General features: G+C 61.3%; 20 protein-coding genes and 5 pseudogenes. 18 read left to right on the top strand and 7 right to left on the bottom strand.

Going from position 1 to position 23,286, the window contains the following annotated elements; all coding sequences use genetic code 11:
• Positions 1-14 precede the first annotated feature (14 nt).
• Complete coding sequence (locus ACXJ1Z_RS19530) at positions 15-824, top strand: SDR family NAD(P)-dependent oxidoreductase (RefSeq protein ID WP_463781410.1); 810 nt, start codon at positions 15-17, stop codon at positions 822-824.
• The gene (locus ACXJ1Z_RS19525; RefSeq protein ID WP_463781409.1) at positions 821-1,720 is read left to right on the top strand and encodes a glycoside hydrolase family 130 protein; all 900 of its coding nucleotides are present in this window, start codon (positions 821-823) and stop codon (positions 1,718-1,720) included. The genes ACXJ1Z_RS19530 and ACXJ1Z_RS19525 overlap by 4 nt, the downstream gene beginning before the upstream one ends.
• A gap of 163 nt (positions 1,721-1,883) precedes the next feature.
• Here ACXJ1Z_RS19525 and ACXJ1Z_RS19520 read toward each other — a convergent pair.
• Positions 1,884-2,606: pseudogene (locus tag ACXJ1Z_RS19520) on the bottom strand (DUF1501 domain-containing protein); the annotation flags it as partial.
• Positions 2,607-2,786: 180 nt separating this feature from the next.
• Between ACXJ1Z_RS19520 and ACXJ1Z_RS19515 the strand changes: the two are divergent.
• The 7 genes and pseudogenes from ACXJ1Z_RS19515 to ACXJ1Z_RS19485 all read left to right on the top strand — a co-directional run bounded on the left by ACXJ1Z_RS19515 (position 2,787) and on the right by ACXJ1Z_RS19485 (position 6,320).
• The gene (locus ACXJ1Z_RS19515) at positions 2,787-3,419 is read left to right on the top strand and encodes a uracil-DNA glycosylase (RefSeq protein ID WP_463781408.1); all 633 of its coding nucleotides are present in this window, start codon (positions 2,787-2,789) and stop codon (positions 3,417-3,419) included.
• 44 nt (positions 3,420-3,463) lie between these two features.
• Positions 3,464-4,187 (top strand): annotated as a pseudogene (locus ACXJ1Z_RS19510) (LysR family transcriptional regulator).
• Positions 4,187-4,685, top strand: a pseudogene (locus tag ACXJ1Z_RS19505) (SLAC1 family transporter); the annotation flags it as partial. The pseudogenes ACXJ1Z_RS19510 and ACXJ1Z_RS19505, both read left to right, overlap by 1 nt.
• Positions 4,686-4,719: 34 nt before the next feature.
• A complete protein-coding gene (locus ACXJ1Z_RS19500; RefSeq protein ID WP_463781407.1) occupies positions 4,720-4,875 on the top strand; it encodes a hypothetical protein in 156 nt (51 codons plus the stop codon).
• A 47-nt stretch (positions 4,876-4,922) separates the two neighbouring features.
• A complete protein-coding gene (locus tag ACXJ1Z_RS19495) occupies positions 4,923-5,582 on the top strand; it encodes an MBL fold metallo-hydrolase (RefSeq protein ID WP_463781406.1) in 660 nt (219 codons plus the stop codon).
• A 4-nt stretch (positions 5,583-5,586) separates the two neighbouring features.
• Positions 5,587-5,828: pseudogene (locus tag ACXJ1Z_RS19490) on the top strand (hypothetical protein); the annotation flags it as partial.
• A 51-nt stretch (positions 5,829-5,879) separates the two neighbouring features.
• Complete coding sequence (locus ACXJ1Z_RS19485) at positions 5,880-6,320, top strand: DUF411 domain-containing protein (protein ID WP_463781405.1); 441 nt, start codon at positions 5,880-5,882, stop codon at positions 6,318-6,320.
• A gap of 34 nt (positions 6,321-6,354) precedes the next feature.
• Here the strand turns inward: ACXJ1Z_RS19485 and ACXJ1Z_RS19480 are convergent, their stop codons facing one another.
• Both ACXJ1Z_RS19480 and ACXJ1Z_RS19475 read right to left on the bottom strand, forming a co-directional pair.
• Positions 6,355-6,534 (bottom strand): hypothetical protein, encoded by a 180-nt coding sequence (locus tag ACXJ1Z_RS19480; RefSeq protein WP_463781404.1) that lies wholly within the window; start codon positions 6,532-6,534, stop codon positions 6,355-6,357.
• 423 nt (positions 6,535-6,957) lie between these two features.
• The gene (locus tag ACXJ1Z_RS19475) at positions 6,958-7,725 is read right to left on the bottom strand and encodes a MauE/DoxX family redox-associated membrane protein (RefSeq protein WP_463781403.1); all 768 of its coding nucleotides are present in this window, start codon (positions 7,723-7,725) and stop codon (positions 6,958-6,960) included.
• Between the two features lie 63 nt (positions 7,726-7,788).
• On the opposite strand from ACXJ1Z_RS19475, the gene ACXJ1Z_RS19470 reads away from it, so the two are divergent.
• From ACXJ1Z_RS19470 to ACXJ1Z_RS19445, 6 genes are all read left to right on the top strand, one after another.
• Entirely contained in the window at positions 7,789-8,196 is a 408-nt protein-coding gene (locus ACXJ1Z_RS19470) for a MerR family transcriptional regulator (RefSeq protein WP_463781402.1), read from the top strand.
• Positions 8,197-8,646: 450 nt separating this feature from the next.
• On the top strand, positions 8,647-10,953 hold the full coding sequence (locus ACXJ1Z_RS19465) for an FdhF/YdeP family oxidoreductase (protein WP_463781401.1): 2,307 nt from the start codon (positions 8,647-8,649) through the stop codon (positions 10,951-10,953).
• A gap of 23 nt (positions 10,954-10,976) precedes the next feature.
• Complete coding sequence (locus ACXJ1Z_RS19460) at positions 10,977-11,831, top strand: cytochrome ubiquinol oxidase subunit II family protein (protein ID WP_463781400.1); 855 nt, start codon at positions 10,977-10,979, stop codon at positions 11,829-11,831.
• A complete protein-coding gene (locus tag ACXJ1Z_RS19455) occupies positions 11,828-13,915 on the top strand; it encodes a cbb3-type cytochrome c oxidase subunit I (RefSeq protein WP_463781399.1) in 2,088 nt (695 codons plus the stop codon). The genes ACXJ1Z_RS19460 and ACXJ1Z_RS19455 overlap by 4 nt, the downstream gene beginning before the upstream one ends.
• A complete protein-coding gene (locus ACXJ1Z_RS19450) occupies positions 13,912-14,532 on the top strand; it encodes a cytochrome c oxidase subunit 3 (protein ID WP_463781398.1) in 621 nt (206 codons plus the stop codon). The genes ACXJ1Z_RS19455 and ACXJ1Z_RS19450 overlap by 4 nt, the downstream gene beginning before the upstream one ends.
• A complete protein-coding gene (locus ACXJ1Z_RS19445) occupies positions 14,529-14,831 on the top strand; it encodes a cytochrome o ubiquinol oxidase subunit IV (protein ID WP_463781397.1) in 303 nt (100 codons plus the stop codon). Before ACXJ1Z_RS19450 ends, ACXJ1Z_RS19445 begins: the two co-directional genes overlap by 4 nt.
• 663 nt (positions 14,832-15,494) lie before the next feature.
• Here the strand turns inward: ACXJ1Z_RS19445 and ACXJ1Z_RS19440 are convergent.
• Together ACXJ1Z_RS19440 and ACXJ1Z_RS19435 are read right to left on the bottom strand one after the other, a co-directional pair.
• Positions 15,495-15,998, bottom strand: coding sequence for a hypothetical protein (locus ACXJ1Z_RS19440; protein ID WP_463781396.1), 504 nt, complete (start codon positions 15,996-15,998; stop codon positions 15,495-15,497).
• Positions 15,999-16,033: 35 nt separating this feature from the next.
• Entirely contained in the window at positions 16,034-16,507 is a 474-nt protein-coding gene (locus ACXJ1Z_RS19435) for a LuxR C-terminal-related transcriptional regulator (protein WP_463781395.1), read from the bottom strand.
• Positions 16,508-16,892: 385 nt separating this feature from the next.
• Between ACXJ1Z_RS19435 and ACXJ1Z_RS19430 the strand changes: the two genes are divergently transcribed.
• Positions 16,893-18,005, top strand: a complete 1,113-nt coding sequence (locus ACXJ1Z_RS19430) for a helix-turn-helix transcriptional regulator (RefSeq protein WP_463781394.1) — start codon at positions 16,893-16,895, stop codon at positions 18,003-18,005.
• A 377-nt stretch (positions 18,006-18,382) separates the two neighbouring features.
• Positions 18,383-19,480 carry an ATP-binding protein gene (locus tag ACXJ1Z_RS19425; RefSeq protein ID WP_463781393.1) on the top strand — a complete coding sequence of 366 codons (1,098 nt, stop codon included), beginning with the start codon at positions 18,383-18,385 and terminating at the stop codon, positions 19,478-19,480.
• Between the two features lie 385 nt (positions 19,481-19,865).
• Here ACXJ1Z_RS19425 and ACXJ1Z_RS19420 read toward each other — a convergent pair.
• Together ACXJ1Z_RS19420 and ACXJ1Z_RS19415 are read right to left on the bottom strand one after the other, a co-directional pair.
• Positions 19,866-20,883 (bottom strand): annotated as a pseudogene (locus tag ACXJ1Z_RS19420) (IS110 family RNA-guided transposase).
• A gap of 319 nt (positions 20,884-21,202) precedes the next feature.
• Entirely contained in the window at positions 21,203-21,940 is a 738-nt protein-coding gene (locus ACXJ1Z_RS19415) for a hypothetical protein (protein ID WP_463781392.1), read from the bottom strand.
• A 540-nt stretch (positions 21,941-22,480) separates the two neighbouring features.
• Here ACXJ1Z_RS19415 and ACXJ1Z_RS19410 point away from each other — a divergent pair.
• Entirely contained in the window at positions 22,481-22,936 is a 456-nt protein-coding gene (locus ACXJ1Z_RS19410; RefSeq protein ID WP_463781391.1) for a GNAT family N-acetyltransferase, read from the top strand.
• Positions 22,937-23,286: the final 350 nt, after the last annotated feature.

Here is a 23,286-nt window from a genome sequence, read left to right as displayed (position 1 = left end):
GGCTCTACGGTGTTATGAGCCGCGTTTATGATCCAGATTTCTCCGGAGACGAGTCGATGTTCGACAATGCTATAGCCATCGTCACTGGTGGCGAATCGGGAATAGGCGCCGCCTGTGCCAAGGCGCTCGGCGATGCCGGAGCGCGCGTCATCATCACGTATTTCAGGGACTCGGCCGCAGCACAGCGCGTGTGCGACTCCATCGGTGATACGTCTCGCGCAATTGCCGTGCAGACCGATGTTGGCGACGAGGCGGCCGTGACCGCCTTGTTCGATGCTGCCGAAAAGGCGTTCGGTAGCGTCAGCCTCCTGGTCAATTCCGCCGGGCTGAACATGAGCGGCGTGCTGCTGGTCGACATGGAGCTGGCGCAGTTCGACCGTGTCATTCGATCCGACCTCTATGGTCCGTTTCTCACGTGCCGTGCAATGGTGCGGAGGCTGCAAGCCAAAACGATGAAGGGCCGGATCGTCAACATCTCGTCGATCCATGAGCGTGCACCGCGCCCCGGCGGCGTCGACTATGATTCCGCGAAGGGCGGATTGTCACAACTCACCGCCACCCTGGCTCTGGAACTCGCGCCCAAAGGAATTGCCGTCAACGGTGTTGCGCCCGGCATGATCCTGACGCCGATGAACCAAAGCGCGCTGGACAATGCAGCGGAACTCGCGAGCAAGGAGATGGCAATTCCATGGAAGCGTGCGGGGCGGCCCGACGAGGTGGCGGCGCTGGTCAACTTCCTGCTCTCGCCGGCGGCCGACTATATCTCTGGCACGACGGTTACGATCGACGGCGCGCTGTCGCTCACCGTCGCGCAAGGCGCATGACGGTGTCGGTGGATTTCAACGTCGAGCAGATCGACCCGCTTACGATGGTCGGCAACGAAGCGGTTTCGCGGCGTGACCTCATGAGCCCCTATGTATGGCGTCAGGATGACGGCAGCTATGCCATGCTGGTCCGCGCCGTGCCCCGCCCCGACGAGACGGGCGACACGGGCACGATCTGGTATGCCACCAGCAGCGATGGCCTGTGCTTCACCGCGACAGACCTGCCGGTGCTATCTCCCGGCCCTGGGCCGGACGACGTCGGCGGATGCGAGGATCCGACTCCTGTTTTCCGTGCCGACGGCAGTGTCGTCATTTACTACACAGGCGTGGATGCAACACGGACCCACGGCGAGATGCTGTACGCCACCGGTCCATCGATCGACCGACTAGAGAAGCAGGGCGTGGCCATGCAAAACACGCCCACTCAGGGCAATATCAAGGAAGCGACAGTCGACCGTACCAGGAGCGGCGGATGGCGCCTGTTCTACGAGTTCGCTAGGGAAGAGAAGTCACTGGTAGGACTTGCGGTCAGCGATCACGACGCTGGCCCGTGGGTCGACGAGAAAGACCCATTTGCGCCACGCCCCGACAGTTGGGATAGCTGGCACCTGTCGACCGGTCCGCTGCTCACCACCGACAAGGACCGCCCGGTGATGTTCTATAACGGCGCCACCCATGACGCGCGCTGGCGTATCGGCTGGATCGCGTTCGATGCCGAATACACCCAGGTCGTCGGACGCTGCGTCGAACCGCTCATCACGCCGCCCCCCTCGCTTGAGCGCACTGCAACCGATATAGCGTTCGCAGCGTCTGTGGTGACTGTCGGGAATGAGATCTGGCTATATTACTCCTTGGCCGACACCCACCTTTATCGCGCTATCGTCAGGCAAAGTTGACGATCAGCTAATATCAGGGGGCACTCACCAAGCTTTATGACGATCGGATCTGAAATCGGATTTGCCGAGCACAAGGCGCATAGACACGAGCCCTTTGCAGCATCAAGCCGATGTCACTTGCCGAGAACATGCAGGATCTTGAAGAGGTAAATTACTCGCCGGATCACACGTTGATGAGCCCGGACATCGGTGAGCCGCTCGTCATCTGTGCGAATAGGCTGCGACTTACGCGTGTGGGATCGAGTGCAAGGCTTTCGGCGGCGGCACCAGCAATGAGCGCGTCGAGCGCGACGGTCGGACGTAGGTCACGCGCCTGGTAGAGCTTGCCTGCTGCAAGGCCCGGCCAGTCCGCCAGCACTCGTCCGCCCTTGACCGCGCCTCCGACCAGCATCGCCACCGATGCGGTGCCATGATCGGTGCCGCCGGTGCCGTTGACGGCGGCGGTACGGCCGAACTCGGTCGCGATCAGCACGGTGGTGCTGGCCCATGCTGCCCCTAACTCGTCGCGCATCGCCGCGAGCATCGCGTCGAGGTTCTTCAGCTGGTTGGCGAGGCGACCCTGTTGCGCGTTGTGCGTGTCCCAGCCCAAGGTCTCGAGCATAGCGATACGTGGGCCGTTCGGCTTCGTCAGGAAGCTGGCGGTGAGCCGGCCGAGGCTGGCTGGATCCTGCCCTGCGGCGACGTCGGTCGCGAGGCCCTTCGTTTCCAGGGCCGCGGCCCAGGCCCGATGCAGCTGCGGATCGGCATCGTAGAGCGTGGTCACTCGCGTCATCAGGTCGTCCGCCGCATGAGGCAGCGCGGATGGCGCGAACGACGCGACCTTCACCGAACCGCGTAGAGCGGTCGGTACGGTGGCTGCGATGGCAATCGCTTCGTCGCCGGTCGCGTCGGTTCTTCCACCACTTCCTTGGGCTGAAACTCGCTCTCCATGATGCGCGTTGCCTGTCGGATCTCTTGATCGACAGCTCTGCCATTGCTGCATTGCTGTAACTGTGACCAAGGTGGCGCGTTGCTCGTCATAGATCCAACCGATGATATTTGTCGTTCCGATCACGAATGGAGACGAATGGCCTGGCTCGACGACCCCGACCTGATCAAGCGACGGCGGCAGTCCTTGGCGGATGCACATGTCGCACAGCTCGAATGCTGGCGCGAAGGGCTGTTGGCCGACGGCAGACCTGTACCGCATTTCGACCCGGCGGACGGCGGGGTCGGCGCCCGGCTGCTGTTGCTTCTCGAAACCCCCGGTCCCGGGCCTGAGCGCACGCGCTTCGTGTCGCGCGACAATCCGTCCGGGACCGCCCGCAATCTGCGGCGCTATCTCGACGAGGCCGGCATCGACCGGTCCGATTTTGTACTCTGGAACACCGTGCCTTGGATCATGCATCCACCCGGTGCCCGCAATCGCACCCTGCGCAAAGCCGAGATCGATGCCGGGCTGGCCACGCTTCCCGGGCTTCTCGCGCTGCTGCCCAAGCTGAAAGTCTGCTTGCTGGCCGGCCGGGTGGCGACCAAGGCCGGACAACTCGTGTCGGCGCATGATGCTTCGATCAAGGTCATGCCAATGCCGCATCCCAGCCCGGCCATTGTCTGTACAAGTCCTCAGGTTGGGGATCGCCTTCGCGCGGCGTTCAGCGAAGCAGCGGCCCTAATCAATCAATCGTGCATGAAGATTGGAACGATACAATCAACAGGTTAGATCGATTGAACGCTGCGGTATATTGATCCCTGCAGGAGATCGATATGACCCTCGAACAGCTTCGTATTTTCGTTGGCGTCGCCGAGCGCGAGCATATGACCCGCGCCGCCGAGGCGCTCAACGTCACCCAGTCGGCGGCGAGTGCCGCCATCGCCGCGCTCGAAGCGCGGCACGCTGCGGATCGTCGCGAGTCAGACCATCGCCAGCTACTGGCTGCCTGCGCGGCTCGCTGAATTTCATCGTCGCCATCCGCTGATCGGCATCGAACTGGCGATCGACAACACCGACGGTGCTGCTGCGCAGGTGCTCGACGGCACGGCCGAACTTGGCTTTGTCGAAGGTTCGGTCGACGAGCCGGCACTTGCGCACTGGAAAGTCGCCGAGGACCGGATGCTACTGGTCGGCGCAGAGCCAACCGGAAATGTCGATGAAACCTGGGTCCGCGAGGCCAACTGGATCGTGCGCGAACAGGGATCGGGCACGCGCTCGACCTTCGAGGAGGTGCTGCGCCACCGCGGCGTCGACCCTGCCGATCTGCGCATCGGCATGACCCTGCCGTCCAATGAAGCGGTTCGCTCGGCTGTCGAAGCCGGCGCCGGGGTGGCAGTGCTGTCCGAACTCGTCGTGCGCAGGGCGCTGGCGGCGGGGCATCTGCATGACCTGGGTCTTGGGCTGCCCGCACGGCCGTTCGAAGCGCTGCGCCACAAGGAGCGTTACCGCACCAAAGCGGCCGACGCGCTGACCGATCTCGTGAAGGAGCATGGATGATGACCGGCGACCTCAAGCCCGTGCTCGGCGGCCTGCGTCCACTCTCGCGCCTCGATCATCCCCGCGAGATGATCCGCCAGTTCACCCCCAACTGGTTCGCCGCGACCATGGGCACCGGCATCCTCGCGCTGGCTACCGCAGGTGACGGGCATCGGCCCGGCATTGAAGCCGGTCGGCGAGGCGTTGTGGTTTTTCAACATCGCGCTGTTTGCGCTCTTCACCGGCCTCTATTCGGCGCGCTGGATAATGTTTGGCCATGAGGCACGGCGGATCTTCGGCCATAACACGGTGTCGATGTTCATCGGCACCATCCCGATGGGCCTCGCCACGATCATCAACGGCTGCCTCGCCTTTGAGATCGCCCGGTTCGGCGATGGCATCGTCGGTGTAGCGCATGTCCTGTGGTGGATCGATGTCGCGATGGCCGTGACCTGCGGGGTCGTCATTCCCTATTTCCTGTTCACCCGTCACGAGCACAGCCTCGACCCAGCCCGCGCTCACGGCCGACCAGTGGAAGGCGACGGTCACCAAGATGAAGGCGGTCTATAAGGCACCGGTCTCGGAAAAGGATATTCCAGCGATCGTCGACTATCTGGCGGCGCTGAGGGCGAAGCAGGGCAGCGCGGCGCCGGCCGGCAAGGAATCCGGAAGTCAGGGCGCTCCCGACGCGCCGGGCGGGACTGGCTGAGTGACTTATCGCCGCGCGCCGCGTTGATCGGATGAAGGAGGCACCTGATGCGTATCGAGAAATTCGTCCATAGCTGCTTGAGGCTGACGCTCCAGGGCCAGCGGCTGTTGTTTGACCCAGGCAAATTCTCGTTCGTCGATAGGCGTGTCGATCCTCGCGACCTCAGCGACGTGGATTTCATCCTATTTTCGCACGGCCATCCCGATCATCTCGACTGCGAGGCGCTACGCACCATCGTCGGCGATGGCGAACCGCGGATATTCGGAGGCAACAAGGTCGCAGCCACGTTGCGCAGCCAGGGCTTCACCGTCAGCGAGGTAAGAGAAGAAGGGCTCGACCTTGGACCATTCACGGTCCGTGCCCTGCCGGTGCGCCATGAGCCGATCCTCGCCGAAGAAATCCCGGCCGTCCTGGCATTTGTCGTCAATGATCGCCTTCTTAATCCCGGCGATAGCTTCGATGAACGGCTCCGCCAATTTGCTGGAATTGAGGCGCTGGCGCTGCCGGTGATGGCGCCGTTCCTGACCGAGATCGGCGCCCACGAGTTCGCCAGGTCCATGCGTCCAAGCCATGTGCTCCCGGTCCACGATGGCTATGCCCGCGACTGGTTCCTGACGCAGCGCTATGATACCTATGAGCCCTATTTCGAGAAGGCTGGCATGACCTTCCACCGCCTCCAGCAGCCCGGTGACGGGTTCGACCTGTGACGGACGACAAACCGGCCTGCCGGTCGCGACGGCCTGGTGCATCGACGATCCGAAGATCGCCAATGCGGCGATCGAGCAAGCCCAGTTGGACCTCGTCATGGTCGCGCGCGCGCATTTCGCCGATCTGCATTATCCTATGTCGCGGCCCAGGCGCTCGGCAAAGACCGGCCATCATGGGTGCTCCCTGCGCCTTATGCTCACTGGCTTGAGCGCTACCGGGGGATCGGTAAAGCGGCGGCCCAGTGATCGGATCACTTAGTGCACACAGGGCAGCGCAGGGGCCATCTAGGAACAGATATGACCCGGACCCGCCTTCTCGCCGCTGTTGTAGCGTCCGCCATGCCGGTCGCAGCCTTGGCTGCCGGGCCGGTGCTGATGCACCGTGATCCGGGTTGCCCATGTTGCGAGAAGTGGGCGCAGCAGGTGAAGGCTCAGTTCGGTCGCGCAGTCCGCGTCGTTGACGACGCGAACCGGCCGGCGTTCATGAAGGCCCGAGGCGTACCCGCGGACTTGGCCTCGTGCCACACGGCCATCATCGACGGCATGACTTTCGAGGGTCATGTGCCGATCGCCGACATGAAGCGGGCTCTGGCAACGCACCCGAAGGGTGTGACGGGGCTCGCGGTTGCCGGGATGCCGATGGGCTCGCCGGGCATGGAGATGCCGGGCATGAAGGCCCAGCCCTACGACGTGGTCGCGTTCGGACCTGGTGGACGCAAGGTGTTCGCCCACCACTGAAAAGGAGGGAGGCGCAAACGCCTCCCTCCCAGGCTTACTTCTTAGGCATTCCGGACATGTCGTGACCGGCATGATCGCCGCCCTTCTTCATGTCCTTGCAGCAATCGGCACCGTCTTTGCAGCACGCCATGTCGGCGCAGCGGGACCCGGCCGCGAATGCTGCGGTGGGAAGGGCGAGCGCCAGCGCTGCGCCGATCAGCTTGAACTTGGTCATCAAAATCTCCGTCGATTGAATGTGTGGAAACCTGTTGGATGGTCACACGGCTCGTGGAGGTGGAGTGGCGGGCGATATCAGCCACCCGCTCATGACAGGGGCCGGCGACGGCCAAGCGGCGATCGGGAATGAGAATAACGGCTCTGCCTTCGCCAGGGCTTCCCCCGGGACGGCGATGCAGGGCGTCGCGCAGGCTGGTTGCGGTGCCTTCTTGTCCGTCGCCGAAGGGTTCTTTTCATCGCACCCCGACATTGGCGAGGCGATCGGAGCGGCTTGGGCACTGGCCTCGCAGATCGGCCCCAAACGGACGAGCAGCATCATCGCAAGCACGGCCAAGACGGCCGTGCGAAAGACGCCGACAAGAGGACGAGACCCGGACTTGACGCCCGCTACCGGCAGCCTTTTGGACCTGAAGTCAACGGCTCAGTGCGGCATCGAGAGCGCAGCCGAAGCGATCGCCATCCATAGCGCCATGGCGACCATCATCACGTTCTCGGTCAGCGAGAGGACGCCGAGAGGTACGTTGCTATCTCCGCCCACGCAGGCGCACTTGAGTTCGAGCTTGTCGACATAGACCGCCTTGATGACGGATACCGCACCGATCGTCCCAATGACGAGCGCGATCGGCACCGAAAGCCAGGTGAGCACACCAGCGGCCATCAGCACGCCCGCGACACCTTCCGCGTAGGGATAGACGTAGGAATAGGGCACCCAGCGCTTGGCGAGCAGATCGTAGTTGAGGAACATGCTCGAGAAGCTCTCGACGTTCTGAAGCTTCAGCATGGTGAGCACGCACATCGAGAAGGCGATGAACCATTCCCCAGCGCGGACCGTGAACGGGGAGCCGAAGGCAGCATAGCTGACCGCGAGCGCCATGAGCGCGGTCATGGCGAACACCGCGACTACGGGCCTGTATGTGACGGCCTTGGGATCTCGCACCGCCTTGCCGAAGAAGCGGCGCAGATCGTCATAGCCTCCTACGCGCTTGCTCCCGATGAAGGTCTGGGGCGTGGTCTTCACGTCATGCTTCGCCTTGAACGCGTCCGTCTCCTCGCGCGTGCGCAGCCAGTTATCCTCGACCTCGTAACCTTTCCGGCGCAGCAGATCCTTGGCCTTCAAACCATAAGGGCAGGTGTGCGTCGGCATCACCATCCGGTAAATCGTCGCTTTCTTGGGCGCCGCGGTCGCCATCCCACTTCTCCGTCCTGTTCGCGGAGCCTATATAGGGTCCGTACCATAGTACGGAGTCAAGGCATGGCGGCGCTGACAATTGCGGGTTTCGCGCGTGAAGGGGACGTCGGTGTCGAGACCGTGCGCTACTATCAGCGCCGGGGTTTGCTCGATACGCCAGACCGGCCGGCAGGCTCCGGCGCGAGCGGCAGTATCCGCCGCTACGGACTCGATGACGTGCGCCGCCTGCGCTTTATCCGGTCGGCGCAGAGTGCCGGGTTTACCCTTGAGCAGATCGGCGAGCTGCTGGCTCTCGATGCAACAGACGATCGGCACCGAGCACACCAACTCGCAAAAGAACGCATCGAGGCTCTCGATACTAAGATCGAGGAGCTAAAGCATATCCGTGCGTTTCTGGACCGGCTTGCGGAGGAATGTGGTTCCGGGTCGACTGGGCCATGCCCTATCTTGAGATCCTTCGAGACCAACTGACTGTGGCCACCGCGATCGTTATATTGCGGTCGCCATTTTGCGACATTCCTGGCCAGTCTGATCACTGTCCCGAAATAACATCGTTTTCGGGACAGCTAGCGAATAGTAAGCGGCAGCTATCCGCTGCGGGCTCCTAATAGCTGCCGGGCAGGAAAGTCCCCGATGTCGGTCATTCCTCGTGCGCTGGAAATCCGCCCTTGGACGGCGGCTTCTTGCAGATCCGGACGTTCGCGGCGACATGACTAAACAGCATGTTTTGAATCGCAAGCTGCCATTCCGAATGACAATGCGCGAGGACCCACATCCGGAACCTCAAGCCTCCTTCTCCACACCTCAACTTCGGCCGCTCGTTCATATCGGTTGCCATCGCGGTGGACACGGCGCGCACGACACGGTTTATGGAGCATATGCAATTGCCTGGGCGTGGCGCCCGAGCAATGGAGACCTCAGATGAGCGACCCCAACACCGATACCGACGACGACACGGTGCACTATGCAGGCTCGTCCGGCGGCTTCGGATCGCTGCTCGGCATGGCAAAGGTGTTCGCGCGCGAATTGTCCTCGCCAGGTACGCTCGACACGCTGCGGCGGCAGAACAAGCCCGAGGGTTACATGTGCTCCTCCTGCGCTTGGGCCAAGCCGCCCGAACCGCATGCGTTTGAATTCTGTGAGAACGGCGCCAAAGCGACGATCTGGGATCTGACACGTGATCGCTGCACGCCGGAGTTCTTCGCCAGGCACACCTTGACCGAGCTGCGCGAATGGGCGGACTTCGATCTCGAGATGCAGGGCCGGCTCACTGCGCCGCTGCGCTATGACGACTCCAGCGACCACTATGTCGAGTGCGGTTGGGACGAGGCGTTCGCCGGCATAGCCACCGAGTTGAAGGCCGTCGATCCGAAGTCGGTCGTCTTCTACGCCTCCGGTAAGGCGTCGCTGGAGACCAGCTACCTCTATGCGCTGCTGGCGCGCGCCTATGGCAACAACAATCTGCCCGACAGCTCAAACATGTGCCACGAGACCACCTCGGTTGCGCTGAAGAAAGTGACGGGATCGCCGGTCGGCACCTGCACGCTGGAAGATTTCGACCATTGCGACGCGATCTTCTATTTCGGCCAGAACCCCGGGACCAACAGCCCGCGCTTCCTCCATCCATTGCAAGAAGCGGTGAAGCGCGGGTGCAAGATCATCGTGTTTAATCCGGTCAAGGAGGTCGGGCTGATGCGGTTCATCAACCCGCAGAACCCGATCCAGATGCTGTCGCAGAAGCCGACCGAGCTGGCGCACCAGTACCTCCAGGTCCGGCCCGGCGGCGACATCGCAGCGATCATGGGCGTGGTAAAACGCGTGCTGGAACGCGACGACATGGCGCTTGCGGCGGGCAAGCCCAGCATCCTTGATCCAAGCTTCATCGAGCAGCATACCGTCGGATGGGAAGCGTTTCGCGACAAGGCGCGGATCACCGAATGGGCCGACATCGAGGACCATTCAGGCCTGAAGCGCGCCGATCTGGAAGCGGCGGGCGACGTCTATGTCGGTGCGGAGAAGGTGATCGCGGTCTATGGCATGGGGCTTACCCAGCACGTCCATGGGTCACAGAGCATCCAGGTGATGGTCAACCTGATGCTGATGCGCGGTATGATCGGCAAGCAGGGCGCGGGCGTGAACCCGGTGCGCGGCCATTCCAACGTACAGGGACAGCGCACGGTTGGCATTTCCGAGAAGCCCGAACTCGTGCCGCTCGACAAGATCCAGTCGCAGTTCGGCTTCGACCCGCCGCGCGACAAGGGCCTGACCACGGTCGATGCCTGCGAGGGGATCAAGGACGGCTCTGTGCAGGGTTTCCTTAGCCTGGGCGGCAATCTGGTCCGGGCGGTGCCCGACCGGGACGTGATGGAACCGGCGTGGCAGCGCCTAGCCTTCACGGTGTTCGTGGCGACGAAGCTTAATCGTAGCCACCTCATCCACGGCAAAGTCTCGTACCTGCTCCCCTGCCTTGCGCGGCCGGAAGAGGACATGCAGGCAAGCGGGCCGCAATCGGTGTCGATCGAGGACAGTTTCAGCCACATTTACGGGTCGCGCGGCAAGCGGTCGCCAGCTGCGAAGACGCTCAAATCCGAACTGGCGATCGTTGCCGGCATCGCCAAGGCGCTGCTGCCGCCTAATCCGAAGCTCAGCTGGGACGCGTGGACGGGCGACTACGCGCTGGTCCGCGACGCGATCGCCGAGACCTACCCGGAGGAGTTCCACGATTTCAACGACCGGATGTGGAAGGCTGGCGGCTTCTACCGCGGCAATTCGGCGCACGAACGCATCTGGAAGACCGAGAGCGGCAAGGCCGAGTTTACCGTGCCGACGGTGCTGTCGGCGGTCGGCGTGCCGGGCGGTGACGGCAGATTCCACCTCATCACTATGCGGTCGAACGACCAGTTCAACACGACGATCTACGGGATGGACGATCGGCTGCGAGGCATAAGCGGGTCACGCACCGTGCTGCTCATCAACCCCAATGACATGAAGCGCCAGGGGTTGAGCGCGGGTGATGTCGTGGCGCTGGTCGGCGACGCCGGCGACGATGTCCGCCGCGAGGTGACGGGCCTGACCGTGACACCGTTCGATCTTCCCGACGGGTGCCTTGGGGGCTATTATCCGGAAATGAACCCGCTCGTTCCGCTGTGGTATCATGACAAGGCTTCCAAGACGCCGGCGTCCAAGGGCGTGCCGGTGCGGATCGAGCGCATCGCTCAAGCCGCTTGAGGCGTCCTATGGGGCGGGTCCGATTGCGGAAGGCGCTGCTCGTCATCTTGGGCCCCGTCTGGCTGGGCGGATGTGCGGCGCTCAACCACGGGTTCCTCGCTGCCGCCGGGCCGGTGGCGGGGGAACAGCGCGAGCTGTTCTGGATCGTCATGGGCATCCTTGCCTTCGTCGCGGGGCCAGTGCTGATCCTCACGCCGATTGTCGCTTGGCATTACCGACAGAGCAACACCGACGACGCCTACCGGCCCGAGTGGAACTTCTCCTGGACGCTGGAAGGGTTCATCTGGATCCCGCCGGTGTTTGTCGTGATCCTGCTGGCGGTGCTGGTCTGGGGATATACGCACCGACTTGATCCCTATCGCCCGATTGCCGGCGGACCGCCGCTACAGGTCCAGGTAATCGCCGCCGACTGGAAATGGCTGTTTGTGTACCCGGACAGCGGGGTGGCGAGCGTCGACCGGCTCGTTGTGCCCGTCGGCCGCCCCGTTCGCCTTGTCTTGACGAGCACAACGGTGATGCAGTCGCTGATGATCCCGCGGCTGACCGGACAGATCTACACGATGGCGGGCATGACGACACAGCTGAACCTGCGGGCCGATCGGGTAGGACGCTATCACGGCGGTAACATGCAATATAATGGCGACGGCTTCCCGCATCAGTCCTTCGATGTCGAGGTCATCGATGCCGCCGGCTTCCGCCGTTGGTTGGCGGACACCAGCCGTACCGCCCCTTCGTTCCAGCCGTCGGGTCATGCGTTGCTGACGCAACGATCGGTCGTTCAGGGCCCGCGCGCCTTCTCGCGGGTGCCGGCCAGCCTCTTCCCCTCGATCGTCGCGGCAAGCGGCGGTCGCAGCCATCCGCATGGAACGAGCCGATGAGCGGACCGGTGCTTCCCGCGCTGCTCGGCCGCTTCGAATGGCACGATCTGCCGTTCGTGCGTGCCTGGGAGAACCCGAACGTCAGTGAGATCATCGGTGCCGGTGCCGGGGGTCTCGTCATCATCGGTGCCATCGCCGTTGCGGCCCTGCTGACCGTGGCGGGGCGCTGGCGCTGGCTGTGGAAGGAATGGCTGACCAGCCTCGATCACAAGAAGATCGGGATCATGTATGTTGTCCTCGCCTTCGTGATGCTGTCGCGCGCGCTCATCGAAGCGGTGCTGATGCGGATGCAGCAGGCGGCCGCGATCCAGCAGCCGGGCTTCCTGTCGGACGAGCATTTCGCACAGCTGTTCTCGACCCACGGCTCGATCATGATCTTCTTCATGGCGATGCCGTTCCTGACCGGCATCATCAACTACATCCTGCCGCTCCAGATCGGCGCGCGCGACATGGCGTTGCCCTGGGCCAATTCGGTCGGCCTCGCGCTGACGGCGGGCGGCGCGGGGCTGATGATGGTCAGCCTGGTCGTCGGTCAGTTCTCCACCGGCGGGTGGAGCGGCTATCCCCCATATACCGGTCTCGCCTTCAGCCCGGATGTCGGGCCGGACTATTGGATCTGGGCGGTGTCGCTCGGCTCGCTCGGCTCGACGCTCGCCGGGATCAATATCGCAGTCACGATCTATAAGCTGCGGTGTCCGGGCATGACGTTCATGCGACTGCCGATGTTCTGCTGGACCAGCCTGTGCACCGCGATCCTGATGATCTTCGCCATGCCGCCACTAACGGTTGCCACCGCGCTCCTCGCACTCGACCGCTTTCTGGGGTTCCACTTCTTCACCAACGACCTCGGTGGCAACATGATGAACTTTGCCAACCTGTTCTGGCTGTTCGGTCATCCCGAGGTCTACATCCTGATCCTTCCGGCGTTCGGCGTCTATTCCGAGGTGGTGTCGGCGTTCTCGACCAAGTCGCTCTATGGCTACACCTCGCTGGTGATCGCGACCATGGCGATCGCGGTGCTGAGCTTCACGGTGTGGGTCCATCACTTCTTCACGATGGGCCAGTCCGCGAACATCAACGCCGTCTTCGGCATCGCGACGATGACGATCGGCATCCCCACCGGGGTCAAGATCTATGACTGGATCTGGACCATGTTCCGCGGTGAGGTGCGCTTCACCGTGCCCATGCTGTATGCGCTGGCGTTCATGATGACGTTCGTGCTCGGCGGGCTGACCGGCATCGTCCTGGCCATTCCGCCGCTGGATTACGTGTTCCACAACACGCTGTTCCTGGTGGCTCATTTTCACAACATGCTGATCCCCGGCATGCTGTACGGAATGCTCGCGGCCTACACCTACTGGTTTCCCAAGGCCTTCGGCTTTCGCCTCGACGAGCGTTGGGGGCGGATCGCGTGCGCATGCTGGGTGCTGGGGTTCTACCTGGCCTTCATGCCGCTCTATGTGCTGGGGGCGAGCGGCATGGCACGGCGCACCGCCGAGATCTTCGAACCCGATTTTCGACCGTGGCTCTATGTTGCGGGCGTTGGCGCGTTAGTGCTGCTGAGCGCGCTCGGGTCGCTGTTCGTCCAACTGTGGGTTAGCATCCAGCAGCGGGGAGCAACGCGGGTGACTGCGGGCGACCCCTGGGACGGTCGGGCGCTGGAATGGTCGACCTCCGCCCCGCCGCCCGAGTACAACTTCGCGGTGCTGCCGGTCATTACCCGCCGCGACGAATTCTACGAAGCCAAGCGCGATGCAAACCCCTATGCGCCGCCGCCGCACTACGAACCGATCGAAGTGCCGCGCGAAAGCGCGCTGGGGCCAGCGATCGGGCTTGCGGCTGCCGCCTGCTGCTTCGGCCTCGTCTGGCACATGTGGTGGCTGGCCGGCCTCGGTCTGGCAGGTGCTGCGGCAGCATTGATGGGGCGCAGCTTCGTCCGCGACACCAAGCGCGTCATCCCGGCGGCCAAGGTGGAGGCGACCGAGCGCCGTTGGCTGACCGCCGTCCATGAGCATCGACCGATTCCGCGTCGGCTTGAGCGGACCTTAAAAAATCGCGGTGTGGCGGAAGCGATGCCGCAATGAGCCGGTCCGCACACGCCGGCATCACCCTGGGCGGCGAGGGCGAGACTCACCACCCCAAAGCCGAGCAGGATCTGTTCGGTTTCTGGGTCTTCTTGATGAGCGACGCGGTGATTTTCGCGCTGTTGTTCGCAACCTACGGCGCAATGCTCGGTGGGACTGCTGGTGGTCCCACCCCGCGCGAGTTGTACGAGCTGAAACCGACCCTGATCGAAACGGCGTTGCTGCTTACTAGCAGCTTCACCTGGGGCATGGCATCAGTCTCGCTCAAATATGGCGACACCAGAAAACGCCTGCTCGGCTGGATGGGGGCAACCTTGGTCCTCGGCCTCGTCTTTCTGTCAATGGAAGCGCACGACTTTGCGACGATGTTCGCAAAGAGCGCCTATCCGACCCGGAGCGGCTTCCTATCAGCATTCTTTGCGCTAGTGCCGCTCCACGGCCTGCATGTGCTGGCCGGCTGCATTTGGATGATCGTCATGGCGGTACAGGTGCTCGTGATCGGGCTCGATGATCGTACGAAGACCAACCTGCTGCGACTAGGGCTGTTCTGGCATTTCCTCGATATCGTCTGGATCGCGATTTTCTCGACGGTCTACCTGCAGGGCCTCGCGCCATGAGCGACCGCGCGCGAGAGACATGGGGTTATGTGGCCGGGTTGCTTCTTGCAGCCGTGCTCACAGCTGGCGCGTTTGCGGCGGTGCGTTGGCCGGCGCTGTTCGGGCCGCGAACATTCGCGATCGTCTGCGCGCTGGGTCTTTTCCAAGCCATCATCCAGTTTCGATTCTTCCTGCACGTCGGCGTCAAACGATCAGCGCGCGATGACCTTCTGCTTCTGCTGTTTTCTTCACTCATCATTGCATTGATGGCGGGTGGTACGTTGGTGCTGATGGCAAATCTGCGCAACCGGATGATGTGATGTCTCTGGGGAGCAACCAACGGCGTCTATGAGATGGGCGGTGACGGAGACGAAAGCGCGTCGCGTCGCAAAATCTCTGAGTTTCACGACACCGGCTCAGGCGTGCTCGGCTGACGGCGTAGTTGTCGCGAATGTCAGAAGTGGAAGTAGGCGATTTTCGATGCACATCTGTGACACGCCACCTTCGCCTTAACGCTTCGCTCGGCGCAAAGGCGGTGTTCGGCTCTTCCAGCTGAGCCGCAGCCAACCGCAGCCGGATGGCGGCTCTCGGGGAGCGGAAAACCGGTCGCGAATGTCCTACTATGGGTCGTGAGCTGCCGGACGAACGCCCTCATTCTGGTCGTTCAGGCGGTGCAACAATGTGCCTGAAAGCGGACGGTCGTTCATCTCGGCGAACAATCGAAAAATGCGGACAGCTGGGTGACTAACCATCGTCCTCTACTCACGCTACAAAATTACGCTCCCCCATCGTATCAACGGGACTTCGAGGCTTGATCCCGATCATCCATTCTCGATCTACCTTGCCTTTTATGACGCGGGGCACGGCGAATGGATTACCAGCGAGGAAGATGACGAGCGCGGAGGAAGCTTTCGGATCGAGCGTTCTGCAGCTTCGTTCTGGGCCGAGATCACCTATCCTCCCACCTCCGGGCAAGACCATGGCTAGACACGGGATCGGGATTGATCGACGGCCTCAAAATACTGACCCAGCTTCCCCAAGGCGGGTTGCGTCAGTTCGATAAAGGCCCGGCGGCGATCAAGTGGATCTCCGGTACGAGCCAGCATGCCCCGCTCAACCAAAAGGCCAATCCAGCGCAAGGCTGTGGTCGGCGGAACGGCCGAGGCGATGCAAGCGGACGTGACGCTCACCTGACGGTGTCGGCTTTTCTGCTTGTAAAGATCCAGCATGATATCCCACGCCGCCTCTCCAAAAAGGTCACCGTCAAAGTAGTCATGGCGCAGCCGCCGCTCCTTGTAGGTTTGCTCAGCCATGATGGCATAGCCGAACGGGCCCGGTGAGCGCCGGAGGGTAGGCTGCGCAATGTCCGATGTGGCGGGCATTTCCACGCCCGCCTTATGTGCCAAGTCCGTTGCCACCTGCCAGATCGCATCAAGCTGCTCACGGGCGCGTCGTTGATCTTCAGAAACCTTGTCGTAAGCACTCATGGTCAGCACCGTCCATTATCGTGGGCGGAGAGGCATCAGCCGATGATCTCGTAAAGATCCTTCAGCGCAATCAGTGCAAGTAGTGCCTGCAACCAAGTTATTTCCATACCGAGCCATTCGATACGAGCTTTGGTGCGGACGCCGCTGAGTTGCCTCTCCGGGTATATGTCCACGGCCGGACGGGTAAGTGCGTGGTGTTCGGGAAATCTTACGCTTACATCCAGGCCGGTCGTGAACCGTTCCGAAATGGATGATGGTGCAGCATCAGAGGGAGTGCATAGGTTGGTTTCCGCTGCTGATGATAAACCAGCCTGCTGCTGATGCCAGCGGATCAACTCTCCACGATTGCTGTAACCGGTTTTGCGAAGGAGTCCCTGAACGCGACGATCTACCGCCTGCGGCGAGATTTCGAACTTCGCGGCTATGTGCTTAGAAGTGTAGCCCGTAGAGAGAAGCTCGATCGTCTCCCTCTGCTTTTGCGTCAGTTTTAACCCATTTCGATGCACCATCTAGCCTGTCCTCCGAACTGAGCGAGGAGAACGCATCGACAGGCTCAAGCCACGAGGCGGGGTAGATACTGTCCGGTGCCGGGACGCACGCCTGGAGCAAACAGGGATGGCCGCCATCGGCCGTACGGAAACGTTCCGGATAAACCACCCAGACAACGCAAAGAGCGTTAATGACATGACCGCAAGGTGCATGGATATTGGCATGTTGGTTTCTCCCACAAGCTGCGCCAACAGGGGTGAGCGGCGTTGCTGCCATCGTGAGAGCGAGGCCTCATCACCATAAGTGATTAGACCACCTACAAAACTACTGGTTTGCACTTATATGGGTGTTAACGCAGGCGCCTGTCGATTCATGGCAAAGCGTGACCGTTGAGACCTTCGGGGCTTGGTCATCAATCGCTGGGGGCAGCACTTGAGCAATCGTGGAGTTTCGAGCCTTTCGACCGAGGATATCTACGAGTCACTGTTTGATGATAGCGCATTCGCTATGTTGCCAGGGTTGATCGCAAATGCAGTCGGGGCGCGATCCGCGTCGCTCGCGTGGCATTTCCGAGGCGGGCAGACTGCCATCGCTCACCATTCGGGTTATTTTCGCGACACTGATATAGTCAGCTACGAGGAAAACTTCGCGCACTGTGATCCATGGGTTCCGATAGTTTGTCTACCAGCGCACCTTAATCAACCCATCTTGATGGATGAGCACGTGGGCGTGAAGGCGCTCCGCCGCACCGCCTTTTATAACGATTGGTTACGCGGCATGGGTGATGATTCCATTTATAGTCTCGCAATCGCTACATCAACTCCTACAGGCGCTGGAGTCATCGGCTTGTTGCGAGGGTCTAGTCGCGACAACGAGTTCACTCGCGACGAGGCAACCTTATTGGGTGACATGTGGCCGCATCTCTCTCGTGTCCTGGAACTTAGAGGGAGACTGGATGGGCTTGCCCGACACAAGAGGTTCATCGAGTCGGCTTTCGATGCAGCCGGTTTCTCGATGATCGCAGTCAATCCTCATTGTCACATAGTGACAGCGAATGCGGGCGGTTATGCCCTTTTGGCAAGGGGAAGTTTGCGAACACGCCAGAATGGCAATGTGTTGGTGCCCTGCAGCAGCCTCGGCCGCGCCATATCTGCAGCTACGATGGTCTCGGGACCGACTGCGACAAGTGAACTGGCGCTGTTTAACGATGCTTCACGATGTCCCGTCAATGTTGTGCCATTTAAGGGGGAGTACGGGCGCCGTGTGGCCCTACTGCTTTTTAAAGAAGCGCCGAAGCGCAACGCTCGCGCCGAAAGCTTACGCACGATGTATGGATTGACGCCTGCCGAAACAGAGGTCGCGCTGCTCATCGCTGAAGGACAAGCGCCAGCGACTGTAGCAGAGCAGCGGGGCAAAAGCCTTGACACAGTGCGCTCGCAAATTCGTTCCATCAAGAGCAAGACCGGTTGTCGGCGGCATGTGGAACTCGCCGCGTTGATCAACAAGCTCCCGCTCTGACGGGAGCGGACGAACTAAGGCCCGGTCTCCGTCCTGAATGCGGTCGCGAGCCCGCCATTCGTAATGGGTCGCCGGGTGATTTCCGACATTAGTTAAGTGGCCGCGTCGATCACCGCCCTCTTTCCGGACGCTGGGAGGCTACATCGGCGCTCTTGAAGGCGGACCTCCGTCCATCTCCGCGATCGCACGGGACGAGGAGCCAGAGAGCGGTGACGATGTTAGGTTTCGAGCGCTGCAGCCGGCACTCACTGCGTTCAGGTTGGGGCGGGCAGGCGGACATTTACTTCGAAGTCGGTTGCCTTGCGCATCGCCGGACGTGCTGCCGATTTGCGTCATATGGCTCTGCCGGCTAGGGCGCATCGTGCAGGAGATCACCCATGGAAACAGCGCCGGTCGCCATTCTGTACCAGGCACTTCCACCCCCCTTGATCGGCGGGCTGCGTAATGACGCAAAGCCCGGCGGATACTCGGACGGGGGCGCCGACATCGCTTTCGCATTGCGCGGCGCAGGTGTGGATGTGGTCACGCCAACCTCGTCGCCAGATCCTGCCACAGCGCTTGACTGGGTGTTCCCGGACACGCACGAGGGTATCCGCGAGGCGGGTGCCGCAGGAGCATCGGTGCTGTGGGCCAACACCGTTTCGTTCGAGGGACATCCGCTCGAGACGGCACTCGCCGACTTCGATATCGTCGGCCAGCTTCCTGCCGCGATGCAGGCGTTCGATGACAAGTTCGAGACCAACTCTCTTTTGGCCGAGGCGGGCCTACCGGTGCCGCGATCGTTTCTGCTGTCGGGCACAACGAAGGCGAACGTTTGCGCGTTGGCTGACGTCGAGAAGGCCTGCGCCGACCGTGACATATCCTTCCCGATGATCGTCAAGCCTGTGCGCGGACGCGGGAGCCAGTGCGTGACGCTCGTAGAGAACCTCGGCGAACTGCGTGACGCCGCAACCGCGTTGATCGAAGCGGCCACCTTTGGCGACATGCTGATGGTGGAGGAGTTTCTCGGCGGGGATGAAATGACGGTCACGGTCATGCCGCCGGCGTCTCCGCGCCCGGACGGTTCAACAGCGCTGACGCACTGGGCGTTGCGGCCCGTCTACCGCTTCGATCAACGCGGCGGAGTGGCGCCTTACAACGGCGACGTGCCGGTCACCGCCAATAGCGCGGCAATCGACGATGGGCGGCTTCGCGATCCCGCGATCGTCGCTATTATTGATGGCTGCGTTGCAGCAGCCGCGCTGGTTAACGCCCGCACTGCAATACGGGTCGACTGCCGGGCCGATCGGCAGGGTGCATTCAAATTGTTCGACCTCAACATGAAACCCAACATGACGGGGCCGGGCCGCCCGGGGCGCGACGATCAGGATTGCCTATCAGCGATTGCCGCGCGGGCTGATGATTGGAGCTACGCCGATCTTCTACAAGCTATGCTCGCCGCCAAATGGAGGCTTGTGCCGGCTAGCGGCGCTTAGTTTCGACGTTCCGATAATGGCGCAAGGGGCTTATCCAGATTTAGGAAGCGAGCGCTGTAGCGGACGTACGTGGCTGGAGAGGGGGGCAGGGCCCCTGTCGCCCTCATTCCGGCCGCTAAGGGGCTGAGATGACGTGCCCGAAAGCGGCCCTTTGTCGTCTAATAGCGTTGTTCGCAAGGGGCTTTAGAGATGTCGTTGCCAGGAGCATGGTCGTCTTCGCGGTCGGCATGTGCCGCCGCATGATGGAGCTTCGCGGGTGACCCTTCCAAGGTTCATCACGCACTGATCGGCACTGAGCCTCGGTGCAACAAAGGACGCGGAATGGATCAGCCTACGTCCCGGCAGGACGTCTCGAGGCGCCTTGTGGCGCTGACGAGCTGGGTAATCAGACGGTTACAGTTTTCTCCCTGAAAGGTTCGCCGGTGACCAAGATGCTATGCATGATCACGGCCAGTTTGCGGGCGACAGCGACTGCGGCGCGCTTGAAGCCCAGTCGCTCTCGCAACTGCAGCCCCCATTTACGTAAGTCGCACTCGGACTTGGTACGGGTGAGCAGCACTGTCGCTGCTTCGTAGAGCAGCCCGCGCAGATGGCTGTCCCCGCGTCTTGAGATGTGGCCGTCGTAGTCGATCTCTCCCGACTGGTAGCGCCTGGTCGTCAGCCCGACGAACGCCCCGACCGACCTTGAATGCTTAAAGTTTATTGGATCTTCGATGGCGCTGACGAATGAAGTGGCAGTTATGACACCGACACCAGGGACGGACATCAGGAGCTGGCAGGCCTGCGCCTCGCGTCTGCCAGCAGCTTGCGTCCCAACTCCGCGGCGCGGATGCGAACGGAATGCCAGGCCTCGAGCAGCGGCAGAATAATCAGACTCAGATCTGCATCGTCGACGAGCAGGGCCTCTACGTTGCGTTCGAATTTGCTACCCATTGAGGGCGGAACGATCAGACCAAAGGTTTTCATCAAGCCCCGGATCTGGTTCGACAGCTCCGTGCCGATCCGCACCAGTCTGGTCCGTGCTGCCACGAGCGTGCGCGCAAGCATGCTGTCGAAGCTTTTAACTCTGACCACCTTGTAGAAGCCGACTTCCGCCAAGTGAGCCAGACCGTCCGCGTCATTTGCATCTGTCTTGTTTGCTGCCATGTCGAGAGCCGCCTTTGCATGGCGCGCATCGATGCAAATCGCCGGCATCCCTTCAGCCGTGAGGGCATGAAAGAACCAGACCGAGAGCGGACCGGTCTCGAAGACACTCGTTTGGCGCTCGGAGCTCGCTTGCGTATCACTTGCGCAATGAGCTGAGGATCCGACGCGCACTTCCCGCGCCAAATCCGCTTGCCGTCGCGGCGCACTGAGATCGCCGTCTCTTTCATCGAGACATCAAGACCGATATACTCATTCATGGTTGTTCTCCAATGATGCTGGGCCCGGTCACCAATCGAGAGCCCGTTCTTCATCATACCGGGGAACAACCACCTGCATCAGCACCGATCGTGCCGCGGTGGTCGCACCCCGCGATTACACCATGTTCATCTTCATGTTGGCGGCTAACCTGGTGCTAACAGTCGGCAGCAAAGGGCGGCTTTCAGGCGGCACGGCTTGCTCCGTCTTCGTCTGGGTTGGCGGTGGAAACTGGACGTTCCGCTTACGGGAACGCCTGTAGCGATAACCTACGTGGCGCTGCACCACCTTTCCCGAAAACGGGTCTCACGAGAAAGACACTTACGTCTTCTGGCCTCGTTTCGAGGTACACCTGTCCCAAACAGGCTTGAAAATTATCAGTCCAGCAGCCGCCAAATCATCTACTCGGCGACTGGCTTTGATGGGAAACCTAATACTGAAAAGGAACCGTCCAGTCTTGTCCTCGACGTCGGCTACGCAAGTCGGATTGGGAAGTTCCTTCTGGCGAGGACTACATTCCAGCGCAATGGTCTGATCGGCGCTTAGATAATAGTAGTCGTTGGGTGAAATCACCCCGTGATCAATTATATGTGTGGCCCAACTTTGGTACCCACTTGGTAAGTCATGGCCGGGTAGGCTTGGTTTGGCTGTGCCGCGTAAGTTACCTGTTGTTTGAGCCTTTATCCAATATCTCACACCATCGAGACGATACCTCACATTGCCAATATCAAAAGTCAGTTGTGGGTCTGTGTTCTCGTCGGCCAGACTGGCTTCTTTATGGTCTAATGCCTCCAACGCACCACGAATAACCCAATTGCCCCATCCGTCGCTTACAACTGCATACGGCCCTGTTATCTTGATCTCGCTGGCACATGGCGACCGCGCGTGGAAGATGCCGCGCATAGCATCCTCTTGTTCCTCCTGCGGTGTTGGCAACGCTATATTAACCGTGTCTTTCTGTATCGCCGCACTGGTTGCCTTTGAGCGCTTGAAATCGCAGGCTGCAACTGCCCCGAGGGTGAGAGGTAGAAAAACTGCCAAGGGTGCCGCGATCTTCATTTCCAAAGCATGCTATGAATGAACGTGCTGATCAATGTTCGCATGTGGGGCGCGAGCCGACCGGCAGGTCATGCGCCGGAAGCCGCCATACGACTGAGCCGCAAGGAACGGCGGATTTGTCCCACTTGCCGCCTTCCCCAAGCGCCTGCGCGATTATGAACGAGTGTCAGCTTTCGGGCGCGCCGTCGAGTCACCTGAGCGACCGGAATGAGGGCGGCAGGCGCCCTGCCCCGCTTGTTCAGCCACGCACGTCCGCTACGGGCGGTTGCTTTCCTGAATTCGGACAGACCCTTCGCGACCCAATGTCGGCCGTTCGGCAGATCGGCTGCGGCATCCCTAAACCGGCCATTTCGAGAGCCTACAGCAGTCCCGTTTCTCCATGTCCAACAGACCGTTTCGGGAACGAGCAATTGGGAACAGGTATCGGGAAAACGCCGGCGCCGGAGCGGGAAAGGCCTTAGCTCGTCCTGTCCGCTGTCTCGATCACCGTTCCCAATCGGGAACGTTGCGAGCTTGGCGTGCTGCGCTAGAAAGTCCCGCATGGAAATCAGGACGGCAACTCATTTAGACGCCGAAGAGGGCAGTCGCGTCCTCCGTCGTTCGATTGAGGAGCTATGCCACCAGGATCATGGTGGCGACCCCGCGATCATCGCGGGATGTGTCGGCAACAAGACCGCCGCAATGTGGCGCGCGTGGGTCGATCAGGAAGCAACTGAGCTCTACGTCGCTGCCGAGGCAGGCCGCATCCTGGGCGTCGGCATGATGGATGCAAAAGGCGAGATCATGCTGAACTATGTTTCGCCCGACGCTCGCTTACGCGGAGTCAGCAAGGCCCTTCTTGGCCACATGGAAGGTGAAGCACGTCGGGTCGGAGTCAACGAGTGCAGCTTGGACAGCACAAAGACAGCTCGGCGCTTCTATCAGTCGGCCGGTTATAGATGCCACGAAGGTGCCAGCGATGGTGGCGATAGGATGACCAAATCGCTCGTTAGCTGACAAAGGGCACGTCCAGCTTTCCCAGAACTCGATCAATTCCAAGAAGGCCGATGCCATCTCGCCGACCGTTCGTTTCTGGGAAAGGCAGGAAGCGCCGAGAACCGAACAAAAAAGGTGATCGAGTACTTAAACCGCGATGAAACCTTGCGGCGCAGATCAAGCCACCACATCTCGGATGTCAGAGATAATGATTTCTCAGGGGGGTAATCATGTGGTGGTTTTCAAGCTCTTCTCGGGCTCGTCGACGCTTCTTTCGTGTTTTAACAGAGCTATCCAAGTCGGATGATCTAGCACAACTCTCGCAAGCCGCAGAATCCGCCGATAGCGATGATGATAGACTTTTAATCCGA

It is taken from the genome of Novosphingobium sp. TK46 (assembly GCF_055361525.1).
Note: the sequence above shows the minus strand (reverse complement) of the source record. Positions and strands in the feature narration are given on the sequence as shown.